General features: G+C 74.0%; 18 protein-coding genes. 5 read left to right on the top strand and 13 right to left on the bottom strand.

Features of this window, described 5'->3' with window-relative positions; genetic code table 11:
• Positions 1-74: 74 nt before the first annotated feature.
• A complete protein-coding gene (locus tag ACFVS0_RS06225; RefSeq protein ID WP_430587461.1) occupies positions 75-1271 on the bottom strand; it encodes an amidohydrolase in 1197 nt (398 codons plus the stop codon).
• On the bottom strand, positions 1268-2401 hold the full coding sequence (locus ACFVS0_RS06220; protein WP_430549682.1) for a mannose-1-phosphate guanylyltransferase: 1134 nt from the start codon (positions 2399-2401) through the stop codon (positions 1268-1270). Before ACFVS0_RS06220 ends, ACFVS0_RS06225 begins: the two co-directional genes overlap by 4 nt.
• Positions 2402-2580: 179 nt before the next feature.
• Between ACFVS0_RS06220 and sdhC the strand changes: the two genes are divergently transcribed.
• The 4 genes from sdhC to ACFVS0_RS06200 are packed head-to-tail and all read left to right on the top strand — an operon-like array spanning position 2581 to position 6056.
• Positions 2581-2964 (top strand): succinate dehydrogenase, cytochrome b556 subunit, encoded by a 384-nt coding sequence (sdhC, locus tag ACFVS0_RS06215; RefSeq protein ID WP_430549681.1) that lies wholly within the window; start codon positions 2581-2583, stop codon positions 2962-2964.
• Complete coding sequence (locus tag ACFVS0_RS06210; protein ID WP_430549680.1) at positions 2964-3428, top strand: succinate dehydrogenase hydrophobic membrane anchor subunit; 465 nt, start codon at positions 2964-2966, stop codon at positions 3426-3428. Before sdhC ends, ACFVS0_RS06210 begins: the two co-directional genes overlap by 1 nt.
• 16 nt (positions 3429-3444) lie before the next feature.
• Positions 3445-5280 carry a succinate dehydrogenase flavoprotein subunit gene (gene sdhA, locus ACFVS0_RS06205; protein WP_430581251.1) on the top strand — a complete coding sequence of 612 codons (1836 nt, stop codon included), beginning with the start codon at positions 3445-3447 and terminating at the stop codon, positions 5278-5280.
• Entirely contained in the window at positions 5280-6056 is a 777-nt protein-coding gene (locus tag ACFVS0_RS06200) for a succinate dehydrogenase iron-sulfur subunit (RefSeq protein ID WP_430549678.1), read from the top strand. The genes sdhA and ACFVS0_RS06200 overlap by 1 nt, the downstream gene beginning before the upstream one ends.
• On the opposite strand, the gene ACFVS0_RS06195 is transcribed toward ACFVS0_RS06200, so the two are convergent.
• The 7 genes from ACFVS0_RS06195 to sigE all read right to left on the bottom strand — a co-directional run bounded on the left by ACFVS0_RS06195 (position 6040) and on the right by sigE (position 12333).
• Positions 6040-7131, bottom strand: a complete 1092-nt coding sequence (locus ACFVS0_RS06195) for a YihY/virulence factor BrkB family protein (RefSeq protein WP_430549677.1) — start codon at positions 7129-7131, stop codon at positions 6040-6042. The genes ACFVS0_RS06200 and ACFVS0_RS06195 overlap by 17 nt on opposite strands.
• A gap of 10 nt (positions 7132-7141) precedes the next feature.
• Complete coding sequence (locus tag ACFVS0_RS06190) at positions 7142-7696, bottom strand: 2'-5' RNA ligase family protein (RefSeq protein ID WP_430549676.1); 555 nt, start codon at positions 7694-7696, stop codon at positions 7142-7144.
• The gene (gene trpS / locus ACFVS0_RS06185; protein WP_430587460.1) at positions 7693-8760 is read right to left on the bottom strand and encodes a tryptophan--tRNA ligase; all 1068 of its coding nucleotides are present in this window, start codon (positions 8758-8760) and stop codon (positions 7693-7695) included. Before trpS ends, ACFVS0_RS06190 begins: the two co-directional genes overlap by 4 nt.
• Positions 8761-8846: 86 nt before the next feature.
• Positions 8847-9227, bottom strand: coding sequence for a Sec-independent protein translocase TatB (locus ACFVS0_RS06180; RefSeq protein ID WP_430549674.1), 381 nt, complete (start codon positions 9225-9227; stop codon positions 8847-8849).
• 9 nt (positions 9228-9236) lie between these two features.
• Complete coding sequence (locus ACFVS0_RS06175) at positions 9237-10661, bottom strand: S1C family serine protease (RefSeq protein WP_430587459.1); 1425 nt, start codon at positions 10659-10661, stop codon at positions 9237-9239.
• A complete protein-coding gene (locus ACFVS0_RS06170; RefSeq protein WP_430587458.1) occupies positions 10658-11695 on the bottom strand; it encodes a zf-HC2 domain-containing protein in 1038 nt (345 codons plus the stop codon). Before ACFVS0_RS06170 ends, ACFVS0_RS06175 begins: the two co-directional genes overlap by 4 nt.
• Complete coding sequence (sigE, locus tag ACFVS0_RS06165; protein WP_430549671.1) at positions 11692-12333, bottom strand: RNA polymerase sigma factor SigE; 642 nt, start codon at positions 12331-12333, stop codon at positions 11692-11694. Before sigE ends, ACFVS0_RS06170 begins: the two co-directional genes overlap by 4 nt.
• A 191-nt stretch (positions 12334-12524) precedes the next feature.
• Between sigE and ACFVS0_RS06160 the strand changes: the two genes are divergently transcribed.
• Positions 12525-13097, top strand: coding sequence for an O-methyltransferase (locus tag ACFVS0_RS06160; protein WP_430549670.1), 573 nt, complete (start codon positions 12525-12527; stop codon positions 13095-13097).
• Positions 13098-13170: 73 nt separating this feature from the next.
• Here the strand turns inward: ACFVS0_RS06160 and ACFVS0_RS06155 are convergent, their stop codons facing one another.
• From ACFVS0_RS06155 to dapE, 4 genes are all read right to left on the bottom strand, one after another.
• Positions 13171-13338: a DUF3117 domain-containing protein gene (locus ACFVS0_RS06155; protein ID WP_111249454.1), complete on the bottom strand. Its 168-nt coding sequence runs from the start codon at positions 13336-13338 to the stop codon at positions 13171-13173.
• A gap of 183 nt (positions 13339-13521) precedes the next feature.
• Positions 13522-14484 carry a dihydropteroate synthase gene (folP, locus tag ACFVS0_RS06150; protein WP_430565027.1) on the bottom strand — a complete coding sequence of 321 codons (963 nt, stop codon included), beginning with the start codon at positions 14482-14484 and terminating at the stop codon, positions 13522-13524.
• Complete coding sequence (locus tag ACFVS0_RS06145) at positions 14481-15350, bottom strand: TIGR00730 family Rossman fold protein (RefSeq protein ID WP_430549668.1); 870 nt, start codon at positions 15348-15350, stop codon at positions 14481-14483. Before ACFVS0_RS06145 ends, folP begins: the two co-directional genes overlap by 4 nt.
• The gene (gene dapE / locus ACFVS0_RS06140; RefSeq protein WP_430565028.1) at positions 15347-16585 is read right to left on the bottom strand and encodes a succinyl-diaminopimelate desuccinylase; all 1239 of its coding nucleotides are present in this window, start codon (positions 16583-16585) and stop codon (positions 15347-15349) included. The genes ACFVS0_RS06145 and dapE overlap by 4 nt, the downstream gene beginning before the upstream one ends.
• Positions 16586-16601: the final 16 nt, after the last annotated feature.

Below are 16601 nucleotides of genomic sequence, written 5' to 3'. Positions count from 1 at the left end.
CGAACCCGCAGGAGTCGTTACCGAAGCGGTATCGACGGCCGACCACGGCAACACGCCGGACACTTTCCGGCGTCTCACGGTTGGAGCGCGAAACGTCCCAGCAACCGGGCACCGACGGCGATCGACCCCTCGTCCACGACGAGGTCCCCCTGGTGGATGTCGTAGCGTCGCTCCCCCGGGGTCCCGGTGCCGAGGCGGGCCATCGCGCCCGGCACCTTGGTGAGGTACCAGGCGAAGTCCTCGCCGCCGAGCGACTGCTCGGTGAGCACGACACCCTCGGGACCGAGCACGGCGGTCCCCGCCGCCTCGAGCGCGCCGTTCACGGCGGCGTCGTTGTCCACCGGCGGGACGCCGCGCGAGTGCCGCACGGTGACGTCCACCTCGTACGGCGCGACGACCTGCTCCACCGCGTCGTGCAGCACCTGCCCGGCACGCTCCCACGCCCGCACGTCGAGGCAGCGCAGCGTGCCGCCGACGGTGCCCGTGGCGGGGATCGCGTTGTGGGCGTTGCCCGCGTGCACCGCGCCCCAGGTGAGGTTGACGCCCGAGCGCGGGTCGAGCCGGCGGCCGAGCACCGCGGGCACCTGCGTGATGACCTGCCCCAGGGCGTACACCACGTCGCCGGTCAGGTGCGGCCGCGAGGTGTGCCCGCCCGACGACGACAGGGTCACCGTGACCGTGTCCGACGCGGAGGTGATCGGGCCGATGCGGGTGCCGATCTGCCCCACGTCCAGCTTGGGCTCGCAGTGCACCGCGGCGATGCGGTCCACTCCGTCGAGCACGCCCTGCGCGATGACGTCGAGCGCGCCGCCGGGCATCACCTCCTCGGCGGGCTGGAAGATCAGCCGCGCGCCGCGGTCGAGCAGGCCCTCGTCGTGCAGCGCGGCGAGGGCCAGGCCCGCGCCGAGCACCACGGTGGTGTGCACGTCGTGCCCGCAGGCGTGCGCCACGCCCGGCACCACCGAGCGGAACGGCAGGCCGCACGAGTCGTCGAGGGGCAGCGCGTCGATGTCCGCGCGCAGGGCCACGCGGCCCAGGCCGTCGGGCGACCGGTCGGGGCCGACGTCGCAGACCAGGCCGGTGCCCTCGAGCAGCCGGGGTTCGAGGCCGGCGGCGCGCAGCCGCTCGGCCACGAGCGCGGTGGTGCGGACCTCCTGCCGGCCCAGCTCGGGGTGCGCGTGCACGTCGCGGCGGATCTCGACCAGCTCGGCCTCGAGGCCCGCGACGATCTCGTCCAGCCGCGCCCCGACGACGGCCTCGCGGGCGCTCACAGCACGTCCTCGCGGCCGTGGGCGCGCATCGCGTCGACCATGTCCTTGACCTGCTGCGCACGGGCGCGGGTGGTGACCAGGAGCGCGTCGGGCGTGTCGACCACGACGACGTCGTCGATGCCGAGCAGCGCGACCACCCGGTCGCCGCCGGGCACGACGACCGAGCCGGCCGACTGCACCCGCACGACGTCGGCCGGGTCGCCCAGCACCTTGGAGCCGCCGTCGTCGTCCGACGGGAGGAGCGCGGCGAGCGAGTTGAAGTCGCCGACGTCGTCCCACCCGAACGTGCCGGGCACGACGGCGACGCCGCCCTCGGCGGCGACGGGCTCCGCGACGGCATGGTCGATCGCGATCTTCTCCAGGCCGGGCCACACGCGGGCGACCACGGCCGCACGGTCGGGCGTGTCCCACGCGGCCGCGATCTCCCGCAGCCCGTCGTGCAGGGCGGGGCGGTGCGTCGCGAGGTGCCCCAGGAGCACGGAGCTGCGGGCCACGAAGATGCCGGCGTTCCAGCGGTACTCGCCCGACGCGACGTACTCGCGGGCCGTCGCGGCGTCGGGCTTCTCCGTGAAGCCGCGCACGTGCAGCGCGCTCGGCGCACCCTCGACGCCCAGCGGGTCGCCGCTGCGCACGTAGCCGAAGGCCACCGACGGGCGCGAGGCGGCGATGCCGATCGTCGCGACGTAGCCGGCGCGCGCGGCCGCGACCGCCTCCCGCACCGCGGCGTCGAACGACGCCGCGCCGGACACCACCTGGTCGGCGGCGAAGGAGCCCACGACGACGTCCCCGTGCCGGTGCTCGAGCACGGCGGCGGCCAGCCCGATAGCCGCCATCGAGTCGCGCGGCGACGGCTCGGCGAGCACGGCGTCCTCGGCCAGCTCGGGCAGCTGCTCGCGCGCGGCCGCGACGTGCGGTTCGCCGGTGACGAGCACGACCCCGCCGCCGGCCAGCGGCCGCAGCCGGTCGACCGTGCCCTGCAGCAGGGTGCGGCCCGCGCCCGTGAGGTCGTGCAGGAACTTGGGCGCGCCGGCGCGGGACAGCGGCCACAACCGGGTGCCGGCGCCCCCGGCGGGGACCACGGCGTAGAACCCGGGGACCGGGGGGACGGAGGGGGGCGCCGCGGTGCTCATCCCCGCAGCATAAGCGTGCTGACGGGCGGGCCGTCGGCGACGTCAACCCTGTGGAATAGGTCACGAAACACCCCGGCCCGTCCCGGTTTGCCGGACCTCGTGTGCCATGAGCCGACCGGATGTCACTACAGTGACCGTGAACGGAATCCACACAGAATCCGCCAACGGAGGCTCCCCCCGTGCCTAAAGCACCTGCTGGCACGCTCTACCGCGGCCGTGAAGGCATGTGGTCCTGGGTCGCGCATCGCGTGACCGGCGTGCTCATCTTCTTCTTCCTCCTCGTGCACATCCTGGACACGGCTCTCGTCCGGGTGTCGCCCGAGGCCTACAACGCCGTCATCGGGACGTACCAGACGCCGATCATGGGACTCGGGGAGGCCGGCCTCGTCGCCGCGATCGTCTTCCACGCGTTCAACGGCGTCCGCGTGATCCTCGTCGACTTCTGGGCCAAGGGCCCGAAGTACCAGAGGACGATGCTCTGGGTCGTCGTCGGCCTGTTCGTCGTGACCATGGCCGGCTTCCTGCCGCGGCACCTGATGAACGTCTTCGGAGGTGGGCACTGATGGCCTCGACCCAGACCCCGTCCGCGCTCGCGGCCCCGCGGTCCCCCTACGCCCGCCGCAAGACCACCCGCGGCAACTACGAGCTGTACAGCTGGGTGTTCATGCGCGCGTCCGGCGTGGTGCTGATCGTCCTGATCTTCGGCCACCTCTTCGTCAACCTCATGGTGGGCGAGGGCGTGCACGCGATCGACTTCGCCTTCGTCGGCGGCAAGTGGTCCAGCCCCTTCTGGCAGGTCTGGGACCTGCTGATGCTGTGGCTCGCGATGATCCACGGGACCAACGGCGTGCGCACGGTCATCAACGACTACGCGCAGAAGGACTCCACGCGCGGCGTGCTCAAGGCGCTGCTGTTCCTGGCGTTCGCGATCGTGGTCGTGCTCGGCACCCTCGTGATCTTCACGTTCAACCCCTGCCCGCCGGGCGCCCCGGCCGAGCTCCTGCCGTCGATCTGCTTCTCGAACTAAGGACAGGCACCCCCCGATGCAGACACATCAGTACGACGTCGTCATCGTCGGCGCAGGCGGCGCCGGCATGCGCGCGGCGCTCGAGGCCTCCGGCGAGGCCCGCACCGCGGTGATCTCGAAGCTCTACCCCACCCGCTCCCACACCGGTGCCGCCCAGGGCGGCATGGCGGCGGCCCTCGCGAACGTCGAGGAGGACAACTGGGAGTGGCACACGTTCGACACCGTCAAGGGCGGTGACTACCTGGTCGACCAGGACGCGGCGGAGATCCTCGCGAAGGAGGCCATCGACTCGGTCCTCGACCTGGAGAAGATGGGCCTGCCGTTCAACCGCACGCCCGAGGGCCGCATCGACCAGCGCCGGTTCGGCGGCCACACCCGCGAGCACGGCCAGGCCGCCGTGCGCCGCGCCTGCTACGCCGCGGACCGCACCGGCCACATGATCCTGCAGACGCTCTACCAGAACTGCGTGAAGCAGAACGTCGAGTTCTACAACGAGTTCTACGTGCTGGACCTGCTCACGGACCACGACCTCACCACCGAGCAGATCGAGGACGGGGCCGAGGTCAACGCGACCGGCGTCGTCGCCTACGACCTGGCGAGCGGCGAGATCCACGTGTTCCAGGCGAAGGCGATCATCTTCGCCACCGGCGGCGCGGGCAAGATCTTCAAGACGACGTCGAACGCGCACACCCTCACGGGTGACGGCATGGCGCTGGCGTACCGCCGCGGCCTGCCGCTGGAGGACATGGAGTTCTTCCAGTTCCACCCGACGGGCCTCGCGGGCCTCGGCATCCTCCTGTCGGAGGCGGCGCGCGGCGAGGGCGGCATCCTGCGCAACTCGGACGGCGAGCGCTTCATGGAGCGCTACGCCCCCACCATCAAGGACCTCGCGCCGCGCGACATCGTCGCCCGCTCGATGGCCAACGAGGTGCGCGAGGGCCGCGGCGCCGGCCCGAACAAGGACTACGTGCTGCTCGACCTCACGCACCTGGAGCCCGCGCACATCGACGCGAAGCTCCCCGACATCACCGAGTTCGCCCGCACCTACCTCGGCATCGAGCCCTACACCGAGCCCGTGCCGGTCTACCCGACGGCGCACTACGCGATGGGCGGCGTGCCGACGAACATCCTGGGCGAGGTGCTGCGCGACAGCCACAACGTCGTCAAGGGTCTGTACGCGGCCGGGGAGGTCGCGTGCGTGTCCGTGCACGGCTCCAACCGCCTCGGCACCAACTCGCTGCTCGACATCAACGTCTTCGGCAAGCGGGCCGGCCGTTCGGCCGCCGCGTACGCGAAGACGGCGGGGCCGCACCGGGAGCTCCCGGAGAACCCGACCGCCCGGGTCGAGGCCCAGCTCGCCGAGATGCGCGACCGTCCCGACGGCGAGCGCGTCGCGGACGTCCGCAAGGCGCTCCAGGAGACCATGGACGCCAACGCCCAGGTGTTCCGCACCGGCGACTCCCTCAACGAGGCGCTGGCCGAGATCCGGGAGCTGCAGAAGCGGTACCGGAACGTCTCCGTCCAGGACAAGGGCAAGCTGTTCAACACGGACCTGCTCGAGGCGATCGAGCTCGGCTTCCTGCTGGACATCGCCGAGGTGACCGTCGTCGCCGCCCTCAACCGCAAGGAGTCGCGCGGCGGGCACTACCGGGAGGACTTCCCGGACCGCGACGACGCGAACTACATGCTGCACACGATGGCGTACCGCCGTCCGACGTCGGCCCCCGACGCCGGCGACGGCCACGTCCCGGGCTACTTCGACCACGTCGAGGACTTCGGGGACTACAAGGTCGTCCTGGGGTCCAAGCCCGTCATCCAGACCCGGTACGAGCCCATGGAGCGGAAGTACTGATGACTGCTGTTCTCGAGAACCCTGCGGCCCCGGCCTCCGAGCCGAAGGCCGGTGCCATCCCCAGTTTCGAGGTCACGCTCCGCATCCGGCGGTACAACCCCGAGTCGGAGCACGGCGAGGAGTCGACCTGGGACGACTTCACGGTCCAGGTGCACGGCACCGACCGCGTCCTCGACGCGCTGCACATGATCAAGTGGGAGCAGGACGGGTCGCTGACCTTCCGCCGCTCGTGCGCCCACGGGGTCTGCGGCTCCGACGCGATGCGTATCAACGGCCGCAACCGGCTCGCCTGCAAGACGCTCCTCAAGGACGTCAACCCGGACAAGCCGATCACGGTCGAGCCCATCAAGGGCCTGCCCGTGGTCAAGGACCTCGTGGTCGACATGGAGCCGTTCTTCGCCTCCTACCGCGAGATCATGCCGTTCCTCATCACCTCGGGGAACGAGCCGACGCGCGAGCGCCTGCAGTCCGCCGAGGACCGCGAGCGGTTCGACGACACCACCAAGTGCATCCTGTGCGCCGCGTGCACGTCGTCGTGCCCCGTGTTCTGGACCGACGGCCAGTACTTCGGCCCGGCCGCGATCGTCAACGCGCACCGGTTCATCTTCGACAGCCGTGACGAGGGCGCCACGCAGCGCCTGGAGATCCTCAACGACAAGGAGGGCGTGTGGCGCTGCCGCACGACCTTCAACTGCACCGAGGCCTGCCCGCGCGGCATCGAGGTCACCAAGGCGATCCAGGAGGTCAAGCGCGCGATGATCACGCGCGCGTTCTGACCGCCGCTCTGCCCCGCTGGCGCACCCCGCGGACGCTCGACTCCCGCAGCGCCCAGGAGCCCCGTCGTACCCCACGGACGACGGGGCTCCACGGCTTTCCGGAGCCCTGGCCGCGGCGCACCACCCGCTCGATCTCCGCCGCGTCGCGCATCGCGGCGACCTCCGCCTCCGCGTGGGCGATCTCGTCCAACCGGGGCGGGTCGTAGATCCACGCGCACATCAGCAGCAGCACCCGGGCGACGAAGTTCACCAGCACCAGCACCGTCACAAGTCCGGCGAACGCCGCGAGCAGCGCGTTGCGCTCCGCGCCCGCCGCCACGACGGACGTGCCGAGCCAGCGCAGCACCCCGGCGACGACGCCGGCCGCGAGGCACCCGAGGACGAAGTCTCGGCGACGCCGGGGCCGGACCCGGGCCACGACGCGGACGATGAGGTAGACGAGCAGCGCGTCGAGCGCGACGCCCACCGCGGCGGTGCCGAGCGCGGTGAGCTGGGCGACCAGGAACGAGCTGCCGAACCAGTCCTGCACCTGGCGGCTGAAGGTCTGCGCGAGGATGCTCGCGGCGGCCGAGGCCACGATCATCGCGCCGAGGATGACGAAGCCGAGCAGCTCCCAGATCTTCGACAGCACCGGGCTGACGCCCACGACGGGCTGGTCGAACATCGACCGCACGGAGATGCGCAGCGCCCGCATGAAGCCGATCGCGGTCCAGAGGAAGACGACGGCGGCGATCACGCTGGTCCACGTCAGCGCGGAGCTCAGCACCAGCTGACTGGGCGCGAGAACGCCGTCCGGGTTGGCGTCGGTCTTGATGAGGCCCGGGAGCCAGTCGTTGATCTGCTCGAAGACCTCCTCCTGCAGCTCCTGCCGCCCCGTCAGCACCCGCGAGAACACGGTGAAGCCGATCGTCAGGGCGGCGAAGAGCGAGAAGATCGCGGTGTAGGCGATGCCGCCGCACAGGAGGGCGCCGCGGCGGTCGACGTACCAGTACCACGACCGCACGGGCCGGAGGCTCTTGAACCACTGGTACGCGACGACGGACCGGCTCTTGGCCTGTTCGAGTCGGTCGTTCACAGACGCGACCCTAGGGAGCGCTCTGCTCCCCCGCGAGCCGGAACGAGCGTTGCGGTCGCCACACGCCGTCGTCGCCGTGCTCGTACTGCCACAGCCGGTCGACCTCGAAGACGCCGTCGAAGTCCGCCATCTCGACGAAGGCGCGGTCCAGGTCGGCCTCGGAGACCTCGTGCGCCACGGTCACGTGCGGGTGGTAGTTGAACCGCAGGTCCTGGGCCAGCACGCCGGAGCGGGCGGCGGTCTCGAGCTGCTCGCACTCCGCGATGCCCTCGGCGAGGGACACGAACACCACCGGCGAGATCGGGCGGAACGTGCCGGCCCCGCGCAGGTGCACCCGGAACGGCGCGGTCTCGGAGGCGACCTTCTCGAGGTGCTCGACCACCGCGTCCAGCACCGACTCGTCGACGACCGTGGGGCCGATCACCGTGATGTGCGGCGGGATGGCGTGGGCCAGCGGGTCGCCCAGCGCGGCACGGGCCTCCTGAAGCTGCGAGCCGAACGGCTCGGGCACCGCGATGGCGACGCCGATCCGCACCTGGGCCGGGCCACGGTCGGGGAGGTTCACCGCGCGCCTCGGGGCAGCAGGCCGAACCGGTCGTAGACGCGGTCGAGCACGGGGCGCGCGATGTCCCGCGCGCGCTCGGCGCCGTCGGCGAGCACCTTGTCGAGCTGGGCCGGGTCCGAGAGGTAGGTCTGCGCCCGCGACTGGAACGGCTCGAGGAAGGCGACGACGGCGTCGGCCAGGTCCACCTTGAGGTAGCCGTAGCCGCGGCCGTCGTACTCGGCGGCGATCTCGTCGACGCCCCGGCCGGTGACGGCCGAGAAGATCGTGAGCAGGTTGGAGATGCCCGGCTTGGCGGCGGGGTCGTAGCGCACCCCGTACGTCTCGTCGGCGTCGGTCACCGCCGACTTGATCGCCTTGACCGCCTTCTTGGGGTCCTCGAGCAGCCAGACGACGCCCTTGCCGCCGGCGTTGGACTTGCTCATCTTCGCCGTCGGCTCCTGGAGGTCCTGGATCTTCGCCACGGCCCTGACGATGTGCGCCTCGGGGACGACGGCCGTGCCCTCGCCGAAGCGGGCGTTCAGCCGCTCCGCGAGGTCGCGCGTCAGCTCGAGGTGCTGACGCTGGTCCTCGCCGACCGGGACGAGCGCCGTGTCGTAGAGCAGGATGTCCGCGGCCATGAGCACGGGGTAGGTGAACAGGCCGACGGTGGTGCCCTCGGAGCCCTGCTTGGCGGACTTGTCCTTGAACTGCGTCATGCGGCCGGCCTCGCCGAAGCCGGTCTGGCAGCTGAGCAGCCACGCCAGCTCGGCGTGCTCCGCCACGTGCGACTGGACGAAGAGGATGGAGCGCTCCGGGTCGATGCCGCCGGCCAGGTACTGGGCGGCGGTGCGGCGGGTGCGCTCGCGCAGCGCCGCCGGGTCCGGGTTCACCGTCAGGGCGTGGAGGTCGACGACGCAGTACAGCGCCTCGTGGTCGTCCTGGAGCGCCACCCACTGGGCCAGCGCGCCCAGGTAGTTCCCGAGGTGCAGCGACCCGTCGGTCGGCTGCATGCCGGAGAAGATGCGGGGCAGTCCCGGCGCGGACGCTCCGCGCTGGAGGGACGGTGAGGTGGCGACGTCGGGCATGGCGTCCATTGTGGCAGGTCGACGGGACCGCTCGGAAACCCGTCCGCCCCGGCCCCACGGGCTGGCGCGGGGGCTCCCGGACGGGCCTAGGTGGCCTCGTCGTCGAACGGGGCGGGCACCGCGGCGCGGCGCTCGTCGGAAGCGCTGGTGGCGGCAGCCGTCGCGGTGCCGCCCGCCGCGGCGGCCGCGCGGGGCGCGGGGGCCGGACCGTCGTCGTCGTCCATCAGCGCGTCGCGCACGATGCGGCGCGGGTCGTACTGGCGCGGGTCGAGCTTGGACCAGTCGACGTCCTTGAACTCCGGCCCCAGCTCGGTGTCCACGCGCGCCTTGGTGTCCTGCAGCAGGCGCTTGCCGCGCTTCACGAGCGAGGCCAGCTGGGCGGCATACCCGGGAAGGCGCTCGGGCCCGATGAGCAGGACGGCGAGCACCACGATGATGAGGAGCTCACCGCCGTTGATGTCGAACACGCGGACAGCCTATTCGCTCTCGCGCCCCTGGAGCACCACCCGCACGTCCCGCTCCTCGCCGTCGGTCCGCACGCGGAGCGTCACCGCGTCCCCGGGCTGGCGGGCGCGGATCGCCACGATGAGGGCGTCGCTCACGGTCACGGGGCGGCCGTCGATCTCCAGGATGACGTCGCCGGGGCGGATGCCGGCCCGGTCCGCCGGGCCGTCGGGGGTGACCGCCGGCTGGCCCTGCTGGGGCGCGGCGGAGACCTGGACCCCCTCGCCCGTGTAGGTCGTGTCGAGCAGCGCCCCGATCACGGGGTAGGTCGCGTGCCCCGACTCGATGAGCTGCTCGGCGGTGTGGCGCGCCTGCGACGCGGGGATCGCGAAGCCCAGGCCGATGCTGCCGGTGGCGGAGATCGCGCCCGGCGGCTGCGCGATGGCCGAGTTGATCCCGACCACCTCGCCGTCGGCATCGATCAGCGGGCCGCCGGAGTTCCCCGGGTTGATCGCGGCGTCGGTCTGGATCGCGTCGATGAACGCCGTCGCGGCGCCTCCCCCGGTCTCGTCCCCCGCCTGCACCGGCCGGTGCAGGGCGCTGACGATGCCGGTCGTCACCGTGGAGTCCAGGCCGAGCGGGGCCCCGACGGCGAGCACCGGGTCACCGACCACCACGGCGTCGGAGTCGCCGAGGACCAACGGCTCCAGGCCGTCGGCGTCGACCTTCACCACGGCCAGGTCGTAGTCCGCGGTACGGCCCACCACCTCGGCGTCGCGCTTGCGGCCGTCGGCGAAGACCACGACCGCCGAGCCCCCCGACGCTGCCGCGGGGGCGACCACGTGGTTGTTCGTGAGGATGTAGCCGTCCTCACGCAGCACGAAGCCCGAGCCGCTGGACGCACCGTTCGCGCCCTGCACCTGGATCGAGACCACGCTCGGCAGCACGTCCGCGGCGAGCGCCGCGACCGAGCCGTCCGGACGGTCCGCCCCGGCGGACGCCCCGGCGGCCGTGCCCCGGTCGGCGTCCTGCCCGCCCGACGTCGGCAGCGCCGCGTCCGCGGGCCTCCCGCCGTCCACGGCGTCCGACACGCGGTCCCCGGCGAAGCCGCCGACGACGCCCGCGACGAGGGCCAGCGCCACGACCGACGCCGCCCCCGGACGGCGTCGGCGCGCCGGGTTCGCCGTGCGGGGTGTCGCGGTGGGCGGCGCCGCGGTGGGCGGTGCCGTGGTGGGCGGTGCCGTGGTGGGCGGTGCCGTGGTCGGCGGAGTCGTGCCGTCGTCGGCCGGCGCGTCCGCGGGCGCCCCCGGTGCCGCCCGGGGCTCCGGTGGCGCGGACACCGTGGCGGGGAACAGCGCGGCTGCCGGCGGCGGCAGGTACGGGTCGGGCTCCGCCGCCCGCGCCGGCGGCTCGGGCGGCGCGAACAGGTCGTCGGCAGGGCGTGACGGTTCGGTCATCGGCGCCAGAGGGCTCCTGTCATCGCTCCGGTCATCACGTCGGACACCGCTCCGGTCATCGCACCGGTCATGACGGTCCAGCCGCGGGAGATCTCGCGCAGCACGCCCGCGTCGTCGCCCTCGGCGGAGCCGGGGAACGCCGCCACCAGCTCGGCGAGCGCCTCCGCGTCGACGTCGGTCGCCACGTCGACGACGGTGTCCCCCGACTGCCAGGCCACGTGCCACGGGTCGGCGGAGAGCACCCGCACGTCGTGGCCGCGGACGGCGAGCCCGCCCGCGGAGCCGTCGACGGACCCGGCGACGGCCGTGCCCAGGTCCGCGAGCCGGCCCTGTCGCAGGCAGGCGACCGCGGTCCCGTCCGGCCCGGACAGGTCCAGCTCGACGGCCGCGCCCGTGCCGCCGGTGCCGCCGGCGCCGGCGCAGCCGTCCGTGCGCACCGCGGTCACGGCGTACCCGTCGGGCAGCGCGGCGGGCGCGGACCAGCCGTGGTCGGACAGCCAGGCGAGGGCGTCGGCGGTGGCCGCGCGGCCGGCGGCGGCGTCGTGCCCGCCCGGCTCGGCGTCCGCCAGCAGCGTGAGCGCCGCCACCCGCGACGGGTCCGGGCTCACCACGGGCGCCTGCCCCAGCACGAACAGCGCGACGCCGAGCACACCGACGCCGCCCGCCCCCGCGGCGACCAGCCGCCGGTTCCGGGTCCGCCGGCGGGAGCCCAGGTCGCCCGACAGGGACGGCTCCCACGCCCGGGGCCGCTCCCAGTCCGCGGACCGGCCGCGGTCGCGCAGCGGGTCGCCGCTCGTCGACGGGATGGAGGCCGACAGCGCGAGCAGGCGGTTCGTGAGCTCCGGGTCGGGCGCGACGTCGCAAGCCGCCGCGAGCGCGCGGTGCGCGGCCCGCGCCGCGTCGAGCTCGGTGGCGCACCGAGGGCAGCCCGCCACGTGCGCGAGCGCCCGCTCCGTCGCCGCGGCGTCGAGCTGGCCGTCGGCCAGGTCGCTCACCCAGGCCCCGAGGTGCCCGGACCCGGCGTACCCCGTCACGACGCCGCCCCGCCGCTCGCGTCCCGCGCGGTCACCTCCGCGCGCCGGTGCTCCAGCGCGTCCCGGAGCTGCGCACGGGCACGGTGGATGCGGGAGCGGACCGTGCCGAGCTTGATGCCCAGCGTGACGGCGATCTCCTCGTAGCTGAGCCCCTCGATGTCGCACAGGACCACCGCCGCGCGGTACTCGGGGCGCAGCGCGTCGAGCGCGGCCTGCACGTCGTGGTCCAGGTTGGCGTGCTCGAAGCCGCGCTCGGGGCGCCCGTGGTCCTCGGGCGCCGCCACGCGGGCGGCGTCGTCGCCCATCGCCTCCATGCGGATGCGCTTCTTGCGCCGCACCTGGTCGAGGAACAGGTTGGTCGTGATGCGGTGCAGCCACCCCTCGAACGTGCCCGGGGTGTAGCTGGAGAGCGACCGGAACACGCGCAGGAACGTCTCCTGGGTGAGGTCCTCGGCGTCCTGCCGGTTGCCGCTGAGCCGGTAGGCGAGCCGGTACACGCGCGCCGAGTGCTCGCGCACGATCTCGTCCCACGTCGGGGGCGTCCATGCCGTCTCGGGCGCGGCATCCTCGGGCGCGCGGAAGGCCGCCTCGGCGGGGGCCTCGGGCACGTCCTGCACGGGAGCGGGGTCGGTCGTCATCATCACCATCGTCCCACGGCAACGTCCGGGCACGCCGCGACGTTCCCGCGTACGATCACGGCAGCATCACCCGCGCCGGCCGCCCGCCGGCGACCCCGCCGTGGAGGACCGCCATCACCACCGACGTCGACGCCCGCAGCGGTCGCACCGCAGCCTGGGCCTACAGCGAGTCCTTCGTCCCCGAGGACGAGGTGCTGCTGCGCGCCCGCGAGCGCGCGGCGGAGCTCGGCTGCGGCGCCGTCTCCCCCGGCACGGGGGCGCTGCTGCAGGTCGTGGCCGCGGCGCTCGGCGCGCGCGCTGCCGTCGAGATCGGGACGGGCACCGGGGTGGCCGCCCTCTGGCTCCTGCGCGGCATGCCCGCCGACGGCGTGCTCACGACCATCGACGCCGAGCTCGAGCACCAGCGGGCCGCGAAGCGGGCCTTCGCCGAGGCGGGGATCGCGCCGGCCCGCACCCGGACCATCCCCGGCCGGCCGGCCGACGTCCTGCCTCGGCTCACGGACGGCGCGTACGACCTCGTGCTCGTCGGGGCGGAGCCGCACTCCTACCCCGAGTACGTCGAGGCCGGCCTGCGGCTGCTGCGCCCCGGCGGGGTCCTCGCCGTCGACGGCGCCCTGCACGGGGGCCGCGTGCCCGACCCCGCGCGACGCGACGAGGTGACCACGGTGGTGCGCGACGTCGGGCGCACGCTGCGCTCCGACGACCGGGTGCTGTCCGCCCTGGCACCGTCCGGCGACGGCCTGCTCCTCGCGGTCCGGCGATGAGCCGGTCGTCCTGAGACGCGACGAGCGCGGGGCGTCCGCCCCGCGCTCGTCGCGTGTCCGTCGTCCTCCGCCGTCAGGCGACGACAGCCTGGAGTGCCTCACCCAGCTCGGTCGCCTCGGTGGCGTTCAGCTCCACGACCAGACGGCCGCCACCCTCGAGCGGGACCCGCATGACGATGCCGCGTCCTTCCTTGGTGACCTCCAGCGGCCCGTCGCCCGTCCGCGGCTTCATCGCAGCCATCTGTGGCTCTCCATTCCGTTGTCCGGTTCCTCGGCCTGCCCCCTGCCCGCGGCCCGCCGGTCGGCGGGGGCGAGACGAGGCGCGCCCCACCATTCTAGGTCAGAACCCACCCCTGACTTCCACACCCCGGACGTCAGAGGTCGACAGGCGAGACCCGGCGAGACCCTGCCAGGTCAGGGCGCGTCAGCCGAGGCCGCGCGCCGCCGCGTGCGGCGGGGCCTCGTCGCGGACGACCGCGACCAGGTCGAGCACCCGCCGGGTGGCGACGACGTCGTGGGCACGGAAGACGGTGGCGCCCTCCCAGGCGGCGAGCGCGGTGGCGGCGAGGGTGCCCTCGAGCCGCTCGTCCGGGGCCAGCCCCAGCGTCTCCCCGACGAAGTCCTTGCGGCTCAGCGCCATGAGGAGCGGGTACCCGAGCCCCGCGAGCGCGGCGGTGCGGCGCAGGAGGTGCAGCGACTGCCAGGTGTTCTTGCCGAAGTCGTGCGTGGGGTCCACGAGCACCGACCGCGGCGGGACGCCGCAGGCGACCGCCCGCGCGGCGGCCGCGCGCAGCGTCGCGACGACGTCGTCCAGGACGCCGTCGCGCGGGTCCGCGCCCCGCCCGGCACCGGTGCCGGGCGGGTACTCGACCCGGTACGGGTCGGTGCGCGGCACCGCCCCGCCCGTGTGCGAGCACACGACCCCGACCCCCGCCTCGCCGGCCACCTCGACGAGCGCGGGGTCGTGGCCCGCCCAGGTGTCGTTGACGAGGTCCGCCCCGGCCGCCACGACCTCGCGGGCGACGCCGGAGCGCCAGGTGTCGACCGACACGAGCAGGTCGGGCAGCTCCTCGCGCAGCCGCGCGACGAACGGCGCCACGCGGCCGATCTCCTCCGCCTCGTCGACCTCCGGCCCGACGCCGGCACGCACCCCGCCGACGTCGAGGATCTGCGCGCCGTCCGCCCACGCCTGGTGCGCCGCGTCGAGCGCGGCGCCGTCGTCGGGCCGGCGGGCCGGGGCGTAGAAGGAGTCCGTGGTGCGGTTGACGATCGCCATCACCACGGGCCGCAGCACCCCGTCGGGGCCGCGGCCGACCTCGCGCCCCCGCAGCACCAGCGACGTCCCCGCCGCCGGCACGCCGGACGGGCACGGGCCGGCGGCCGTCACGAGGCGTCGGCCGCGTCGCCCGCCGCCTCCTGGTCCTCGACGAGGTCGTCCAGCGCCTCGCGCTCCGAGGCCGCCAGGGCACGCCCCCGCTCGATGACGTACTGCACCGCCTCGGACGGCGAGTCGGTGAGGTGCAGCAGGTCGAGGTCGGCGCGGCCGATCATGCCGCGGTCCGCGACGGCGGTGCGCAACCACTCCAGCAGCCCGCCCCAGTAGTCGGAGCCGACCAGGACGATCGGGAACTCGGTCACCTTGTGGGTCTGCACGAGGGTGAGGGCCTCGAACAGCTCGTCGAAGGTGCCGAAGCCGCCCGGCAGCACGATGAAGCCCTGGGCGTACTTGACGAACATCGTCTTGCGGGCGAAGAAGTAGCGGAAGTTCACGCCGAGGTTCACGTGCTCGTTCATGCCCTGCTCGAAGGGCAGCTCGATCCCGAGCCCGATGGACGTGCCGCCCGCGTGGTGCGCGCCCTCGTTGGCCGCCGCCATGATCCCCGGGCCGCCGCCGGTCATCACCGCGTAGCCGGCCTCGGCGAGCAGCCGCCCGACCTCGACGGCGAGGGCGTGGTCGGGGTGGTCGGGGGACGTCCGGGCGGACCCGAACACCGACACGGCGGGCCCCACCTCGGCGAGGGCGCCGAAGCCCTCGACGAACTCCGACTGGATCCGCATCACGCGCCAGGGGTCGGAGTGCACCCAGTCGGAGTCGCCGCCGCCGGAGAGGAGCCGCTGGTCGGTGGTCTGGGCCGGGATCTCCTTGCCCCGCAGGAGCACCGGCCCCTTGCGGTAGCCCCGGCCCTTCTCGGGCACCCCGTCGTCGCCGCGCTCGGGTCCGTGGCCGGTGGGGGAGGTCGTCGCTCGCGTCATGCCTCGAGACTATCCACGCCACCCGCGGGCGCGCCGAGGAGCCAGCCGCGCAGGGCGTCACGACCCACCGCGAGCCGGGCCACGGGAAGGCGCTCGTCGTCCTTGTGCGCCAGGACCGGGTCCCCCGGGCCGAAGTTCACGGCGGGGATGCCGAGCTCGGCGAACCGCGCGACGTCGGTCCAGCCGTACTTCGGCGTCGGCGCGGTGCCGGTCGCGGCCCGCACCGCCGCGGCGAAGTCCGCCACCAGTGGGTCGTCCAGGCCGGGGCGGGCTCCGGGCGCGGCGTCCGTGACGACCACCTCGAAGCCCTCGAAGAGCTCGCGCACGTGCGCCTCCGCCTCGGCCACGCCCTGCGACGGCGCGAAGCGGTAGTTCACCGTGACGGTGCAGGCGTCCGGCACCACGTTGCCCGCGATGCCGCCCCGGATGCCGACGGCGCCCAGGCTCTCGCGGTACACCAGCCCGTCCACCTCGACCTCGCGCGCCTCGTAGGCTGCCAGGCGGTCGAGCACCGGCGCCGCCGCGTGGATCGCGTTCACGCCCGCCCAGGCGCGCGCCGAGTGGGCGGCGACCCCGTGGGTGCGGACCTCGACGCGGAGCGTCCCGTTGCAGCCGCCCTCGATGCCGTTGTTGCTCGACTCGCCCAGGATCGCGACGTCCCCCGCGAGCGCCTCCGGATGGTGGCGCACCAGCCGGCCCAGCCCGCTGAGCGACGCCTCGACCTCCTCGTGGTCGTAGAAGACGTACGTGAGGTCGTGGGCGGGCTCGCGGCCCGGCCGACCCAGCTCGACGGCGAGCGCGAGCATGATCGCCACGCCGCCCTTCATGTCCACGGTGCCGCGGCCCCACAGCTCCACGGTGCCGTCCGCCGCCGTCTCGAGGCGCGTCGGGAGGTTCGGCGGGTCGGTCAGCGGCACCGTGTCCAGGTGTCCGGCGAGCACCACGCGCCGCGGACGGCCCAGGCGGGTCCGGGCGACCAGGGCGTCGCCGTCGCGCAGCACGTCGAGGTGCGGCTGGGCGCGCAGCACCCGCTCGACGGCGTCCGCGAGCGCGGCCTCGTCCCCCGAGACCGACGGGACGTCGCAGATCGCGGCCAGCAGGTCCACGAGGTCCGACGAGGCCACCGTCGCCGGGTCCAGCAGGGTGTCCAGCAGCGCGTCGAGCCGGGAGGCGACGTGAAGGTCCAGGTGGGGGTCGGGAGAAGGGGCTGTGCGGTCCGTGGTCACGCGCACCATCGTGGCAGACACCCCG

This window comes from Isoptericola sp. NPDC058082 (genome assembly GCF_042885055.1).
Classification (GTDB): domain Bacteria; phylum Actinomycetota; class Actinomycetes; order Actinomycetales; family Cellulomonadaceae; genus Isoptericola.
Note: the sequence above shows the minus strand (reverse complement) of the source record. Positions and strands in the feature narration are given on the sequence as shown.

Excerpts from the sequence above, each read along its gene's own strand:
- ACFVS0_RS06220 (WP_430549682.1), bottom strand. The coding sequence starts at position 2,401 with ATGAGCACCGCGGCGCCCCCCTCCGTCCCCCCGGTCCCCGGGTTCTAC.
- ACFVS0_RS06210 (WP_430549680.1), top strand. The coding sequence starts at position 2,964 with ATGGCCTCGACCCAGACCCCGTCCGCGCTCGCGGCCCCGCGGTCCCCC.
- sdhA (WP_430581251.1), top strand. The coding sequence starts at position 3,445 with ATGCAGACACATCAGTACGACGTCGTCATCGTCGGCGCAGGCGGCGCC.
- ACFVS0_RS06200 (WP_430549678.1), top strand. The coding sequence starts at position 5,280 with ATGACTGCTGTTCTCGAGAACCCTGCGGCCCCGGCCTCCGAGCCGAAG.
- trpS (WP_430587460.1), bottom strand. The coding sequence starts at position 8,760 with ATGCCCGACGTCGCCACCTCACCGTCCCTCCAGCGCGGAGCGTCCGCG.
- ACFVS0_RS06175 (WP_430587459.1), bottom strand. The coding sequence starts at position 10,661 with ATGACCGAACCGTCACGCCCTGCCGACGACCTGTTCGCGCCGCCCGAG.
- sigE (WP_430549671.1), bottom strand. The coding sequence starts at position 12,333 with ATGACGACCGACCCCGCTCCCGTGCAGGACGTGCCCGAGGCCCCCGCC.
- ACFVS0_RS06155 (WP_111249454.1), bottom strand. The coding sequence starts at position 13,338 with ATGGCTGCGATGAAGCCGCGGACGGGCGACGGGCCGCTGGAGGTCACC.
- ACFVS0_RS06145 (WP_430549668.1), bottom strand. The coding sequence starts at position 15,350 with ATGACGCGAGCGACGACCTCCCCCACCGGCCACGGACCCGAGCGCGGC.
- dapE (WP_430565028.1), bottom strand. The coding sequence starts at position 16,585 with ATGGTGCGCGTGACCACGGACCGCACAGCCCCTTCTCCCGACCCCCAC.